Annotated in this window: 13 protein-coding genes; 3 read left to right on the top strand and 10 right to left on the bottom strand. The window is 39.4% G+C overall.

Annotated elements, in window-relative coordinates; genetic code table 11:
* Positions 1–134: 134 nt before the first annotated feature.
* Genes TVG_RS08300 through TVG_RS03250 form a run of 3 tightly spaced genes read left to right on the top strand, consistent with a single transcriptional unit; the run spans position 135 to position 1,641 of the window.
* Entirely contained in the window at positions 135–302 is a 168-nt protein-coding gene (locus TVG_RS08300; protein ID WP_010916877.1) for a zinc finger domain-containing protein, read from the top strand.
* A 5-nt stretch (positions 303–307) separates the two neighbouring features.
* Entirely contained in the window at positions 308–574 is a 267-nt protein-coding gene (locus TVG_RS03255) for an elongation factor 1-beta (RefSeq protein WP_048053942.1), read from the top strand.
* Positions 575–582: 8 nt separating this feature from the next.
* Positions 583–1,641 (top strand): glycosyltransferase, encoded by a 1,059-nt coding sequence (locus tag TVG_RS03250; RefSeq protein ID WP_241760313.1) that lies wholly within the window; start codon positions 583–585, stop codon positions 1,639–1,641.
* A gap of 30 nt (positions 1,642–1,671) precedes the next feature.
* Here TVG_RS03250 and TVG_RS03245 read toward each other — a convergent pair whose 3' ends face one another.
* The 10 genes from TVG_RS03245 to TVG_RS03200 form a co-directional block, all read right to left on the bottom strand.
* Entirely contained in the window at positions 1,672–2,250 is a 579-nt protein-coding gene (locus tag TVG_RS03245; protein ID WP_010916874.1) for a metalloprotease, read from the bottom strand.
* A gap of 44 nt (positions 2,251–2,294) precedes the next feature.
* Positions 2,295–5,903: a tetratricopeptide repeat protein gene (locus tag TVG_RS03240; RefSeq protein ID WP_010916873.1), complete on the bottom strand. Its 3,609-nt coding sequence runs from the start codon at positions 5,901–5,903 to the stop codon at positions 2,295–2,297.
* A gap of 842 nt (positions 5,904–6,745) precedes the next feature.
* The gene (flaJ, locus tag TVG_RS03235; RefSeq protein ID WP_010916872.1) at positions 6,746–8,404 is read right to left on the bottom strand and encodes an archaellar assembly protein FlaJ; all 1,659 of its coding nucleotides are present in this window, start codon (positions 8,402–8,404) and stop codon (positions 6,746–6,748) included.
* Positions 8,394–10,001 carry a type II/IV secretion system ATPase subunit gene (locus TVG_RS03230; protein ID WP_010916871.1) on the bottom strand — a complete coding sequence of 536 codons (1,608 nt, stop codon included), beginning with the start codon at positions 9,999–10,001 and terminating at the stop codon, positions 8,394–8,396. Before TVG_RS03230 ends, flaJ begins: the two co-directional genes overlap by 11 nt.
* Before the next feature lie 5 nt (positions 10,002–10,006).
* Complete coding sequence (locus TVG_RS03225; protein ID WP_010916870.1) at positions 10,007–10,678, bottom strand: ATPase domain-containing protein; 672 nt, start codon at positions 10,676–10,678, stop codon at positions 10,007–10,009.
* A gap of 4 nt (positions 10,679–10,682) precedes the next feature.
* Positions 10,683–11,126 (bottom strand): flagellar protein G, encoded by a 444-nt coding sequence (locus TVG_RS03220; protein WP_010916869.1) that lies wholly within the window; start codon positions 11,124–11,126, stop codon positions 10,683–10,685.
* A complete protein-coding gene (locus TVG_RS03215) occupies positions 11,127–11,540 on the bottom strand; it encodes a flagellar protein F (protein ID WP_010916868.1) in 414 nt (137 codons plus the stop codon).
* Positions 11,530–12,183: a FlaD/FlaE family flagellar protein gene (locus tag TVG_RS03210; protein WP_010916867.1), complete on the bottom strand. Its 654-nt coding sequence runs from the start codon at positions 12,181–12,183 to the stop codon at positions 11,530–11,532. Before TVG_RS03210 ends, TVG_RS03215 begins: the two co-directional genes overlap by 11 nt.
* The gene (locus TVG_RS03205; RefSeq protein WP_010916866.1) at positions 12,180–12,644 is read right to left on the bottom strand and encodes a flagella accessory protein C; all 465 of its coding nucleotides are present in this window, start codon (positions 12,642–12,644) and stop codon (positions 12,180–12,182) included. The genes TVG_RS03210 and TVG_RS03205 overlap by 4 nt, the downstream gene beginning before the upstream one ends.
* Positions 12,645–12,682: 38 nt before the next feature.
* The gene (locus TVG_RS03200; protein WP_010916865.1) at positions 12,683–13,426 is read right to left on the bottom strand and encodes a flagellin B1; all 744 of its coding nucleotides are present in this window, start codon (positions 13,424–13,426) and stop codon (positions 12,683–12,685) included.
* Between the last annotated feature and the right edge of the window lie 321 nt (positions 13,427–13,747).

Genomic DNA, 13,747 nt, shown 5'->3' with positions numbered 1-13,747 from the left:
ATATTTACTTTTTTATATCCTTCCGCTGTGAGCATACGCATTTATTAACGAAAACTTAGGCTGAACAAAGCCTTAGAGAATTGTTCGAGAGGAATGGAAAATAATAACTATATACAGGTTTGACATCCGAGTTTATGGTTTATAAAGAGACGTGCACATCCTGTGGGGTCGGACTGATCGATGAAGGCTTCTCTATATTCCTTTGCCCCAACTGTGGAAACGAGATTATAGGCAGATGCAAGACATGCAGAGAACATTCTACACCCTATGTATGTAGCAAATGTGGTTTTGAGGGCCCGTGATAGAGATGGCAGACGTACTTGTTTCATTTAAACTTCTACCGAGCGATAGCGATGTTGATACCTCAGTTATGGAATCAGAAGTAAAAGAAAAGTTAAATGGCGTATGCAAGATAAATAATATCGAGGAGAAGGACATAGGCTTTGGCCTAAAGTACATACACCTGGAAGTAATTGTGGAAGACAAAGAAGGGGAGGTGGATAGGATAGAAAAAGTTCTATCCATGGTAAAGGGAGTTGGGGAAATCAACACTGAAAACGTTTCTTTAATATGAATTTTTTATTGGTTTTTTACGTCTCTATTGCATCACTTATTGCGGTTGGTTTTTCTTATATTGGAATATACAAATCTAATGAACTTAAGCAAAGGAAAAACTGCAGGCCAAAAACGCTTGTTATAATACCATGCAAAGGTCTTGACTTAGGGCTTGAAGACAACCTAAAGGCAATAACAAAACAGAACTACGATAGAGCGGATTATTTAGGCGTTGTAGACAGTTTACAAGACGAATCTGTCAGTGTTCTGGAAAAGGTTGGAATTAATTACATAATTTCTGATTATACATGCGAAAAATGCAGCGGGAAAGTAAAAGCAATAGCTACTGCTATTAAAAAATACACTGACTATGATGCCTATGTAATCGCAGATTCTGATATAAGACCTAATAGCAATTGGCTAGAAGATCTGGTTTCGCCATTATGCAATGATAGGGTTGGGTTATCAACAACTTTCCCCTACTTTGTTCCAATAGGCGGCCTTGCATCAAAGGTTAAAGCAGTGTGGGGAACAGTAGGACAGAGCCTGATGGAATCAAAACTGACGAGATTTGGTTGGGGAGGTTCGCTGGCGTTTGAAAAAAGCTTAATATCTGATAAAATGGATTATTTCACATCAAATATCTCAGATGACTCTGCGCTTACCGCAATATGCAAATCTAAAAAATTAGATATAGCCTACGTGAAAGAGGCAAGGCCTGCTATATATACTGCAGAAAATTTTCCACAATTTTGGGAGTGGGCAAACAGGCAGACAGCGCTCTCGATAAATGCCTCACCGCGTGTATTCACTTATGGCATCATATTTTATTCTCTTTATATTTTTGAATTTTTCTCTGCAGTCCTTCTTACTTCTATATCCCTCGCGTTTGTTTACCTTTTTATTCCAGTTGCAATTGGTGTGTACAGAGTATACGAGAGAAGCGTGATAAAAAGCCCAATATTTGCCATCATATACCTGTTTATCCCCTTCATTTATCTTGCGAATTTACTGAAAGCTAAACGCATGGGTGAAATCATTTGGCGCGGAAGGCAGTACAAGCTTCAAAAAATTTTAGACCCGTAGGCTATTGCAGTATTTATTCTGCAAGATATTTTAAAAAACCACCAGCGCCACGAATATCAGGGCTATTATTATCGAGACGAGGAATACATAAATATCCCAATTCATCACCTTATAGCCATCAAGCGGTGGTATTGGTAGCAAATTAAAGAAGCCAAACCAAAAGTTCATTGCCGCAACGTATCCAAATATTAGGGCGACTACAGGTAAAACAGTAATATGTGATAGGCCATAGAAAAGAATGCCGAGAAAAATGTTCATCGCAGGACCAGCGAGAGCAGTTTTTCCTATCTGGTCTTTACGATATAGACCGCCAATGTTGACCGCACCTGGAGCTGCAAATATAAAACCGAACACAGAAGTTAGGAGAGCAAGGAGCAAACCAAGTGGCCACATCTTGAAATATGCTATTCCACCATAGGATCTTGCAACATAGCGGTGTGCTAATTCGTGCATTAAAAACGCAGTAACTGATACTAAGAAAGCCATAGCAAGTACGAATATTGGTCCGTAAGGAGACCTAAACCTGAATGCTATACCGAAAGCTGCCGTCAAAGCGAGTACAGATACAAGTATATCCTTCTCTTCATTGTTAAGATTGTGGCCATACATGATACCAGGTGCCGTATCACAACTTTATATTACTTTATTCCTTACTAATTCTGCTTCAATGATCCATCCTCATTTTGAAGTAGGCTTTTAGCAGCTTCTATTAATGCATAAGCTTTCTTTATACCCACCCCGTATCTTTTTATAACATCTATCGGATTTGAAGTAGCAATTTCACTGAAAGATCCACGAATTGCCTCAACATCGCTTTGTGTAAATATATGAGGTGTATATTTTGCTCTCTTGATATATAAATACAGATTTTTTGCCATAATTGCGCTGTCATCTTGTAGGAATGCATAAACTGTGTTTATTTTAATGGAGGATAAGTCAGAGATCTTAAGTTTAAGAGCGATTCTTTTTATTACATCTCCCGATAGTTCTTCAAGCTTGTTTTCATCTACTTTTCCGATATATTTCTCACCTGTTAAGAAATCACGTATGTCCTGTATCATATCCTCTGGAACATCACTCTTCTTAACTGATTCATCGATTGGCATTATTTTTCCTGCTTTAAATTCATGAGAAAGCACACGCGATGCATACTTGTTTAAACGGTCGAGGTAACGGCCTTGATTAATATAGGACTCTAATGCATTCTTTACTGCCTCAGGAAGTGTGCTAAAAGATGACAGCACTTCTTCGGCATCGTCAAACTGCTTCAATTCCACCATTGACTTTACTACATACGGGATGACGTTGTTATCCTTTTCTTTCCTTTTCTTAAATATCTTGACTATCTGCGAATACATTCCGAGGTCGTACATTATTGAATAAATTCTGCGATAAAGTTCCTTCTCGCATTCTGTATCGCTGCACTGTGCAGCCGCCGAAGCCGCTATTTCGTATGCTTCCGTTAGCTTTCCCTGTCTCCTCAACACATCCGTGGTCATGATTGATGCTTCTGCATCTGATTCGTCTGTATCGTGTATCTGCCTAAGAATTTCAAGAGCTTCATCGAGTTTGTTTTCATTCAGCAGCCTCTTTGCTATAACCTTCCCTATTTCGGTATCACCAGTCGATTTATAGTAATCAAATGTCGCTTTCTTTACATCTGGGTTATCCCAGCCTTGCTGCACTATATACCTAAGAACAGCATTATCCTTCTCTTGAGTGTCAGTCAGGTAATTTACGATCTCCGAAATCTTGCCTTCACGGAAAAAAAGTTTAACGGCATAAACATCCATAGATATCTGCCTTCCAACAAGATCTTCAGCTTCCGCGTAACTTCCTGTTTCTATTAGTGAATCTAAATAGTGAGGGATGGAAAGGGGATTTACTCCCAGCCTTATCGCCTTCCGGAATGCACTTATGGCATCTTCGTACTTCCGCTTTGAGTACATTAGTTCTCCGGCTTCTATCAGTTCTTCTTTTCCGTTGAACGTGTCTATGTTATTTTTCATGAAGGCCAAGGCAGCATCCAAGTCTATCTCCTTTAGTATTCTGTAATGTATTGCAATGTCTCTGGATTCACTGCTCTGAGAGATTATTCGGGAGGATACCTTCAATGCATCCCCTATATCTTTATTCTTGAGATAAACGTCCCTGGAAAGCCTTAAAAGCCTGACATCATCTATCCCTCTAGATATAAGAAAATTCACCGCCTCGCTTACGAGGTCTGGATGATCTTCTATTAGTGATTGCAGAACATCATAGGGGATCATAGCTGCGTCTATGTCAAATATAGCTTGAATTGATTCAAGGCAAGATTCTGGATCAACATTAAGATGCAGAATATGGAAATCTATATTAGGGAAGAGCTCTATGGCCTTTTCAACCATTCTTGATGCTTCTTTATTTCTCCCCGATTTCCAGAGTAACTTTGCATAAGTGAAGTAATAAAATGGGTCGACCTCTTTTTCATATCTTTGGAGGAGCTTGTAAGCATCGTCCAGTTTTCCTGCATCTATAAAGGTTGAGGAAAAACAGTACAGATATCTTGGCCGATCTTCGTATATGCCTGAATTTGTACCACCCTTTATCTTAGTGAGAATATCGAATATATCATAAATCTCAGATAGGCAATTGGTCGACAAAGCGGACCGCACCTTATCTGGCAATGATATCATCCTTCTAAAATATGTTTCTGCAGAAATATAAGCAATAGATTTTGAGCACTTCGATACTGCGTAGTCAAGGAGATAATCAGAACCCCTTATTTCCCTTCCCTGCAGCCTATCCAATACCACAGAGACATAAGATCCCTTTATATCCAATGAGTTTAATATTTCAAGCGCTTCTTTATCTCTAACTTTATAGAATACGGAATCTACAGTATCTGGATCATCTAGTAGATTTTTATTCTCTTTTACAAGCTTATTAAAATTATCAAAGAAACCAAGGTACACAAACGAGGCGGCCAATTTACCTTTGAATTCATCTTTAACATCTTCATTATCACTGCTTTCGAATCGTTTTACGAACTCTTCATATCTTTCTCTGGAAAAAAGGTAGTTTAAGATGAATGACTGCGCCTCCTTTCCACCTTTATCGAAGAGCTTTGAATAAGCGTCGAAACTCTCGCCTTTGTTTCCTATTTCGTCGACGATCCTCGCATACTCAATAATTACATCATCTTCGCTCGGGAATTTCTTGTAAGCTTCTTTCGCTAATTCTACTGCCTTTCCTATGTCTCCTGATGCTTTCATAAGCTGAATTAACCTTATGTAATCCAGTGGCCTTAACTGGTTTCTTCCTATCTTTTCAACAACGTATAGATATTCAGAGGCCTTTCCATGCTCGTAAAGTAAATCCATAAGATCTATCGTTGCATCAATATCATCAGGATAGGACGTAAGTAAATCCTTGTAAGTTTCTATTGCCTCCCCATAATTTCCGGACTTTGAAAGGCAAAGAGCTAGCCATTTCATGAGATCTTTGTCTGCAGGCTTAAGTTTAAGCCCATTTTTTGCCAATTCTTTACCGATTGTATATTCGCCAAGAGACAGAGCAGCCTGCACGAGCTTTTTTATGAGATCTGCGTCCGAAATGTCGATCTTTAGGGCAAAATCAAGCGCAGCCCTCATGCCATCTTTGTCATCAGTTTTGATGGAGCAATTTATCAATGGGCCAAGGTATAATTCTGACTGCTCCCTAGACATGATCTCCATAATGAACTTGATGGCCATTTCACAGTGATTCCCATTCACGTATCCTTCTATTATGGCTTTGGTTGTGTCAGGATTTCTGTTTCTCTCAGCGTACATTTGTACTATCTTTTCCTCATACCTTCCGCACTTTGAAAGATAGAGGGCTGCTGCGTCGTATCTTTCTATGTGGCCTGAACTGCTAACAAGCAGGCTTATAATGCTGTCGATTGAACAAAAATAATTGTCCGAAGTAATTATCTTTACAACGTCATCGTAGTATCCATTTTTGTAGAGATCTACTACCTTTGTTTCCAAAAGCCCTTTATTTTGGGGCACAATTGAGTCAAGTAAAGTTATAAGCTCCCGAAGCTGGTTTTCATCTGAAACGTTCCTAACAAGTACCGACACAAACGGGTCTATTTCCTTTTTGTCTATATCATCGGGATTTGTATTTCGGAGTAGGCTTATTAGATCATCTATCCTTTGTAATTTCTTATCTTGGTCTTTTTCGGCTATAATGGCATTTATCTTGATCATGAGATTTTTAGTTAACTTTGCATCCACCATTCCAACACCATATATTGAAATATAGATAGAACATTGAATTATCTATATTAACTTTTACAGGAAAAATCTTTGTAAATTTTCCTAAGTCACTGGATCTTTTGCTTGTTGACAGATTCAAGGCTTAATAAATTTAGGTTAATATAAAATTAAGCTAATTATAACACTACAGTAAATATTAGTTTTTCTTATATTTGATGTTGTCAATTTTTTTGTTTATTTTTTAATGTATCCGTACTTCAGGTGAAATACAGTAAGTAAATTCGATACATGCTGTCTATAACATCCGTGTATGCCTATAAGGCGATAACATATGATTTTCTACCATACAATAAATTAAAGATGTTCAATGCATAGGTTTACCAATATTGTTAACCATTCTACCGACATTATTATCGATAGGAATATTTCATCGAGTGGTTCTGTATAAAAGTAAGTTTACAGTTAACTTAAAAAATAAGATATGTCTTAGCGTCATAATTCGAATATAATCGATAAAGCGTTTCACTTGTTAAAGCCTGTAGGAAAATAATGAGAAAAGGCAAAAAGCAAGAGTACCGCATGTGGATGGGCTAATATTATCCGCATACTATTGTTTTAAGAGTATTGAAATGTAATTCCTTTTCCATTACTACAGATAGAGAAGTAAATGTAACTACGAACACATAGAAAAGTCTTCGCACATGTTCGAAACGATACACTAAAGTCGCGTTAAGTAAAGATGTGAATCAGTCAAAAGATGTGGAGAATATGGCAGGAAGCCAAACCTAAACAGGTACTTGGCAAGCCCTTATGTTTTTATCTTCACCTCTTGCCGAAAAAAATTTGCAGTTTGGGATTATTATTTAACTGACAGTAGATCCAAGAAGGATCGTTGTTATGTACATAGTTCCATAAACTACAAAGGAGACGATCCAGATCATCAGAACAGTGTGGTGCAATCCGTTGATTATCCTGCCGCCATCCGAAACCTTCAGCGAAATACCTCCTATAAAAGAATGTACAAATAGGATTATCAATAGGAATATTTCGATCAGAAATATAGAGGATGAAGGTGGGGAGAGGAATATACCAGTCATACCTAGAGAGCTCAAGTTGAACGAAGAAAATATACCGTCTATTATCTTTAGTATACCATATGATATCGCAAGTGAAAATGCCAAGCCAGCAGTGATCCCATACATAATGCCAACGAAGCTTGTTACAGAGGAATGCTTTCTTTTTCTAAGACCGACTATCTTCTCGAAGTTTTCCGATATAACCATACCGCTCTTTAGGGCATCGGCCCCAAGGTCTATGCTCTCAGCATAGGTTTCAGAGTATATCTCTATTAAATGCGATCCAGTATCAGCGGAAAACATCTTCCACGCCTTCAACGAATTTATTCTGTAAAGCAGCCTCCTGTACAGTTTATTTACGTCTTTTGAAAGTATCCCAAAGTCATGCATGACTATAGCTTTCAATGCATCTATCAGAAGATTGCCCCTTGCAGAGGCAGAACCCGAAAGGGATCGTATAAAGCTTCCATACATTTCGTCCTTCTTTTGCACCTCCCTTTCCATCTTCGTTCCCACGTAACTCGGGTATGCTAAAGGTGTAACTATGAGGGCAAATGAAAAGTAGAATGGAATTCTGAACATAATCTTCATTACATCTATTACTATGAATATCATCATCGAAAATGTACCTGAAATTAGGAAAAGATTTCTCATTTTTATATCGGTATCAGTTTTTATTCCGGTTCTGTGCCATAGCGGATCCTTCGGCAACACTATGCTAATTCCGTATACAAGCATGAACTCCCCTAATGCTACCATGATCAGGCTCAACATCAGGACAGAAAACACGTTTATAGGTATTAGAATGGGCATTATCATTATAAAAGTTATAAGAAATGCAAACGAAAGAAGAAGTGAGACATAAATATCTCTGTATAGGTCGAATGAGTATAACGCTGATACATAGGCTGTTTCAAAGCTGTTCATTGTGCTAAAGACCTCGCTTCTCGTGAATTCTTCGAGATCTTGCCCACTGTCTATGGCATGGCTAAACCTCGTTAAGAAATCAGAAAATAGATCGCTAGGTGTTTTCTTTGCAACGAAGTTAATTGCCTCAGCAAGTCCCATTCCCCAATTTTTGACCAAGTTTAATATCTTTTCAATCTCTACTCGGAGATAACCAAGTTTTTCCTTCTTCGAGAGCAGAATAAGCACGTCTATTATATTCGCATCGCTGGTAACTAGCGAAGAGAAAGCGGTGATGAAGAATGGTATGTTAGAATTTATATCGTTCTTCTTGTTATCCCGGTCTACTATCGGCTTTATGAAGAAGAATGCTGCACCGATGGCTAATGCCAAAAAGAGAACCGCAGCGACTGTCTTTTTAGTGTTATAGTAGATCAAATAAAAGGCTATGGAGAGGATCGCGCTGGCAGTTATGAGGGACAGATTCGTCTTTGAGTAGTTTATCCCTATCCAAAAGCCTCTCTTTGTCTTAGTATCCATACCCAGAGCCCCCTTCGTAAAATTCCTTTATCTTCTGATAAACTTCGTAGTAATCGCTTATTTTTTGATCCGACAGTTCCTTGAGTATCCTTGCCCGTCTGAACAGCTCGTTGTAGATAAGGCTTGTATCAACGAGTCCTGCCGTTTTCGCTATCTTTTCCTCAAGTATATACGAGTTGTTCATTCCACGGAATATATGCTTATCTGTCGAAGGATCCCATTCAAATACCGCTCTAGTAGCCACTCCTCCGAGATCCTCATAATAACCCTCTATCTCGTTTATGCTCGTAGTCCTCCTCAGGAATTTGCCACCTACGTAGACAGCCTGTTGAATCAGCACTATATTCAGGTTATCCATAAATGTAACAGGTATGTTTATCGGATTGCCGGTAAACCGCTGTATCATCTTCTTTACAGATGATGCATGAAATGTAGAGATGACAGGATGGCCCGTTTGCATGGCCTGGAAGGCCATAGCCCCTTCAGCACCTCTTATTTCACCTACTATTATATAATTAGGTCTAGACCTGAGCGCTGTCCTCAATAAATCGTATAATGATACTCTGCTTTCTTCCGAACCGCTCTCCCTGGTAACTAGCTGCTGCCACGCCTTTTGTGGTGCTCTTATTTCAGGTGTATCCTCTGCACTATATATCTTTGATTCAGGCCTTATAAATGGTATGATTGCGTTGACAACAGTTGTTTTACCACTCGCCGTTTCACCGCAAACAAATACGCTCTGTCCATATTCCAGCGCAAGCCAGAGGTAAGCAGCTTCTTCATAAGACATTGTGTTGTACTTTATCAGGTTTATTATGCTGAGCGGTACCTCTGAGAACTTTCTTATTGTGAAACTGGGGCCTCTTTGCGATATGTCTGTACTGTAAACGAGTGAAAGCCTTGAACCATCAGGCAGGGTAGCATCTACTATTGGCCTTTTATCGCTAACCGGCCTGCCGACTCTTTCAGAAAGCCTTTTGCTGAATACCATTAACCTTTCCATACTCCCAAATGTTATATCCGTGGCCATTGATCCAAATATCTTATGCACTATGTATACATCGTCAGGCCCGATGCCGCTTATATCCTCTATGTGCGAATCTCTTATAAGCGGTTCGAGAGGGCCTAGCCCCGTGATCTCTTTCTTCACATTATAGAGCATTTTATCGTAAAGTTCCTTCTCTAGAGAAACGCTGCCTCTCCGTATTTTATTGCTTCCAACGGTGACCGTCTTTTTAAATATATCTTCAATGTTTTTTTCCTGTTCCTCAACGGATTCTGCTGGAGGGTACTCAAAAGCCCTAGTCATAATTATATCCATTATGGCGTCCATATAATGATACTCGTCATCCTTCAACATGGGCTCAATCGGTTTGTACCTCCTTTCTTTCCCTTTTTCGTATATATGTATGAATATAGGATCGCCTACCGGATAAATTACATCAACATGAGCTAAGTTCTTTAAAGAAGAATCTATGTTTACAAGGAACGATGGGCTTCTCCCTGATTCATTCCTATAGTTGCTAAGATATTCTGCCAAGTGTGGATTACGTGATATAGCAACATCGTAACTATCAGATATTATGGATTTCTCCATATTGCTCACGACACACTAGATATTTCCACTATGAGCCCACGGCCTGGTTCTACCCTAAACGGTATGCTTTGCTGTATACTACGGACTACCATTGGATACTTTACCAGATCGATGAAATGCCTCTTCATCCCCCCAAGCTCCTTTGAATGCAGCGTAACTATCGTTGTGGAGAGCTGGTTAATCCTAAGCGTGGTTGCATCGTCCAAGCTTGACGGGCTCGCCGTCAATATAACTACTCGGTTCTCTGAAAATTTCCTGAGTTTTTCCATGTAAGTATTTATATCAAAATCATAGAACATCGCCGGATTTAATGAATCTATTATCAGTACATTCTTTTCCCTTATCTTTTCATTATTAAGTAGGTCGTCTAACCTTGCCTTTTTTGGCTTTCTCAATATAAATACAGGCGTTACGAACATGAATGTACCGGAGATGATCTCATTAAGAACAGGGTACCCTAGGGCATCTGAGAATGAGATGAACTCTCTCACGGGCATCTGGGAAGACACATAAGCAACAGACGTACCATTCTTCAAAAACCCGTATGCTAGCCGTAGCGATAGAAGAGTCTTTCCCTCGCTGTTGTCTCCAAGGATGGTGAAGAGTTGCCCTACGTAAACACCGCCACCCATCCTCTTGTCGAGTTCGTCCCCATCGATCTTAAAGCTGAAGAACATCTTATTACACCTCGAAATTAAATGTATGCGATACACCTGTACCCAAGCTGATTGTTATTGAATTGTATCCGGACAACGTCTCGTTAACCACTATCTCTCCGACCTGGCCAGGTACGAGAATCGAGGAGTTTTCCAGAGAAATGAACTTAACGTACTTTCCGGTAACTGCTGAACCATCGACTAGTACGGATATACTAGTATTGTCAAATGCAAAGCCAACTGACCCGGTGTTCTTTATATAGAACACGTAACCGTTGTCATATGGTATCTGATCCGGGTTGTTTATTATGGCGAAATTTTCCTGGATCATGTCGGTAGTTCTCTGAGAAGAGCTTTGCATCCCGTATACTATATGTATCGTCTGGTCTGAGAGGACAGCAACCGCAGAAGCAGTGATAAGCAACGTTACTATAAAGAAGACGAGTTCTGAAACTGCAGTTGAAGCCATCTAAGACTTCACCTCCTTAAATACTTCGTATCCATCTGGCATAACTAATTCGAAGGAATATATACCAGGACTCGCCTTAAACGATATAGTTATCGTTTCCAGCGGGAATATATACTGGTTTGATTCGTTGAAACTTATCAACGTACCATTAAGTATGACATTGGACTCCGAGAGATTGAACGAAGTGCTCCCGTTGTCAGTTACATTAACATAAAAAGTTGAACTTGATGAATTATAATAATAGCTAACTATCTCTATTTTTGTATTTTCTAAATTATATATATTCTTTATCAATTTCTGATTTGCATTTGTTATACTGGTATTAGATTGAACGTAAGATGAATAGACTATCCCAAAAAATATGAGAGTAGACGAGAGCATTATGACCGCCGCTACAGTGTAGCTAAATCCCATAAAGCTCGTCAACTCCTTTCCTTATTGTTCTAAACTCTCTCTCGAGCGCCTCTATTAGATCCCTGTTTATCTCCTCTCCCCTGAGTTTTTCTATGAAGAGCATGTTTATTATGTGATCTTGTATTGAAGGTTTTATCTTATATTCCTGTGCAGGATTCATCACCCCAGTCATCTTTGCATACTTCATCATCTGTTCCTTAACAGTAGATGATATCCAGCCCAGGCTTTCATAGTAGTCGAGTACATCCAATGTATTCTCAGGGCCGTAATTGTCCAAGAGAAACTCGAGCCAGCGCAGCGACACCATTATCGAAACTACATCATCCCCTATTGCCTCCAGCTTTGCCTTCTTCTTAGGCTTTTCAGCAGGTTGAGCAGGCTCTGCAGCCTTTCCAGACATGACCTTTTCCATGTCGGATATTTCTTTGAATATTGAGTCGATCTTCCCAATCAGCGAATTTTCCTTCGTCTGCTCATATCTCTTTAGCAGGTTTGCTACCAAATCGTCTATATCACTCTTTCCGAATTGTATTGGCGAAGAGATTATCTTCTGCTTTAGTTCTTCAAGAGCGAAACTGGGGACGGTTTTTTTAGCGCTCTCAATTTTCTCCTCCAGGTATGGTTTCAAAGCGTCATTGATCATTTTTTCTCCTCCATCTGAATGACCTGGTCTATGTCAGGTACACCATACAGTTCCCTCAAGTCTTTTATTGCAGACTCTACAAGCCTTTTCAGATTATTTATCTGATCTGAAAGCTCTTCTGTTATTCCTCTTATTTCCTCCGGTGTCTTGTCCATGAAAGGATTGAAATCTCTGGATACCAATTCGTACAGTGAAACTACCATCTTTACATTCTCCTTAATTCCCTCTAATTCATTCTTCATATCGCTGAGACTTTTCTTTTGACCTTCGAGTTCCGCTGTCATCTTTCCAAGATTATTTTCTATCTTTGTCATCCTCTCATTCATTGCATCTATTACTTTTGGATCAATTCCATTGGTAACATGTATGGCTTGGACCTGCTTTTCTTCGCTAATGCTTTGCTGGGGGGTCGCTGTGGCCTCTTTTTTAACCAGTTTTTTCATATTATTTAAGAGACCCATAGTAGTCACTAAAAATATGGTACAGCTTCAATATATACTTATTGAAGCTGTATCACATCGGAGACGAAGGACTCTGGCGCAGTAAACTGTATAACACCTGGAGATCCAACTGGGGCTTGTACTTCACCCGATACTGCCTGACCCTCAGTAATTCCGCCAAACACTGCACTTACATTAACTAGCAGATCAACTTGATCCTCGTATGATATCACTGGGTACTGGGCTGTCATAGAGTTAGTAGGATCACTCAGAACGAGTATCGCAAAGTGTTTCGATCCATTGGACGCACCATTTATAGTCTTGAAGTAGGAGCTGTTAAACACATTGTTTGTTCCACCAACTGCTGAGTTGAAACCGTACACATCATTTGTTACAGTAGCATTCCCTATGTTTTCTAGGCCAACATATGTTAAGGATGCGGATACACCATGGTATGTCAGCGATATAGTCACATTGGCTAGGTTAATAGGTGAGCTTCCTGCCGTTATGGATATCTGTATAGCTAGCCATTCTATTACGCCATGTGTTGGCACACTTTTGTTTGAGTCTAACCCATATATACTGTTAACCTGTATACCGGTAGATACCTGCTGTGTTGTCTGAGACCCCGTGCTCGTTGCCTTTTGCTGCAGAGTTCCTGCGGTGTGTACGAGGACAGTTGCAGCCACTGCAGCCACGAGAACCATGGCTATAAAAACTATCAGTGTGCCGATCCCCGTTTCAGCCTTGTTATCTGCCTTAAGGCTGAACGCTTTACGCACTTTTCTTAAGAGCTTATTCATCTAGCACCTCAAAGTTTCGATCTCCGATATACATATACGGCTTTTTTGCAGAGTTTAAAGTATACTTTTATGTATATGAATATGTTTAATGATAGCAACATCTTTCTATTTGCATTTTCTGTCTATAATAATGCCGAGTGATAGTGGATTTATAAAATCCATCATAGCTTACATAAATCTTTGCGAATCAGACGTATTTTCCCTGCAGCTTTCTTAAAAGGCTGACAGATGCACATCAATGTCACATACTTTTAAGTTGGGACAAAATAAATATTAATTCACTTATGAATACAGTTCAAGAACTTTTCTGGAATGTAAAAA

Origin of the sequence: Thermoplasma volcanium GSS1, assembly GCF_000011185.1 — an archaeon.
Classification (GTDB): Archaea; Thermoplasmatota; Thermoplasmata; order Thermoplasmatales; family Thermoplasmataceae; genus Thermoplasma; species Thermoplasma volcanium.
The sequence above is the reverse complement of the archived record's forward strand: the minus strand, read 5'-3'. Positions and strand labels throughout refer to the sequence as shown.

Excerpts from the sequence above, each read along its gene's own strand:
- TVG_RS03210 (WP_010916867.1), bottom strand. The coding sequence starts at position 12,183 with ATGATCAATGACGCTTTGAAACCATACCTGGAGGAGAAAATTGAGAGC.
- TVG_RS03255 (WP_048053942.1), top strand. The coding sequence starts at position 308 with ATGGCAGACGTACTTGTTTCATTTAAACTTCTACCGAGCGATAGCGAT.
- TVG_RS03205 (WP_010916866.1), bottom strand. The coding sequence starts at position 12,644 with ATGGGTCTCTTAAATAATATGAAAAAACTGGTTAAAAAAGAGGCCACA.
- TVG_RS08300 (WP_010916877.1), top strand. The coding sequence starts at position 135 with ATGGTTTATAAAGAGACGTGCACATCCTGTGGGGTCGGACTGATCGAT.
- TVG_RS03220 (WP_010916869.1), bottom strand. The coding sequence starts at position 11,126 with ATGGCTTCAACTGCAGTTTCAGAACTCGTCTTCTTTATAGTAACGTTG.
- TVG_RS03225 (WP_010916870.1), bottom strand. The coding sequence starts at position 10,678 with ATGTTCTTCAGCTTTAAGATCGATGGGGACGAACTCGACAAGAGGATG.
- TVG_RS03215 (WP_010916868.1), bottom strand. The coding sequence starts at position 11,540 with ATGGGATTTAGCTACACTGTAGCGGCGGTCATAATGCTCTCGTCTACT.
- TVG_RS03240 (WP_010916873.1), bottom strand. The coding sequence starts at position 5,903 with ATGGTGGATGCAAAGTTAACTAAAAATCTCATGATCAAGATAAATGCC.
- TVG_RS03245 (WP_010916874.1), bottom strand. The coding sequence starts at position 2,250 with ATGTATGGCCACAATCTTAACAATGAAGAGAAGGATATACTTGTATCT.
- flaJ (WP_010916872.1), bottom strand. The coding sequence starts at position 8,404 with ATGGATACTAAGACAAAGAGAGGCTTTTGGATAGGGATAAACTACTCA.
- TVG_RS03230 (WP_010916871.1), bottom strand. The coding sequence starts at position 10,001 with ATGGAGAAATCCATAATATCTGATAGTTACGATGTTGCTATATCACGT.
- TVG_RS03200 (WP_010916865.1), bottom strand. The coding sequence starts at position 13,426 with ATGAATAAGCTCTTAAGAAAAGTGCGTAAAGCGTTCAGCCTTAAGGCA.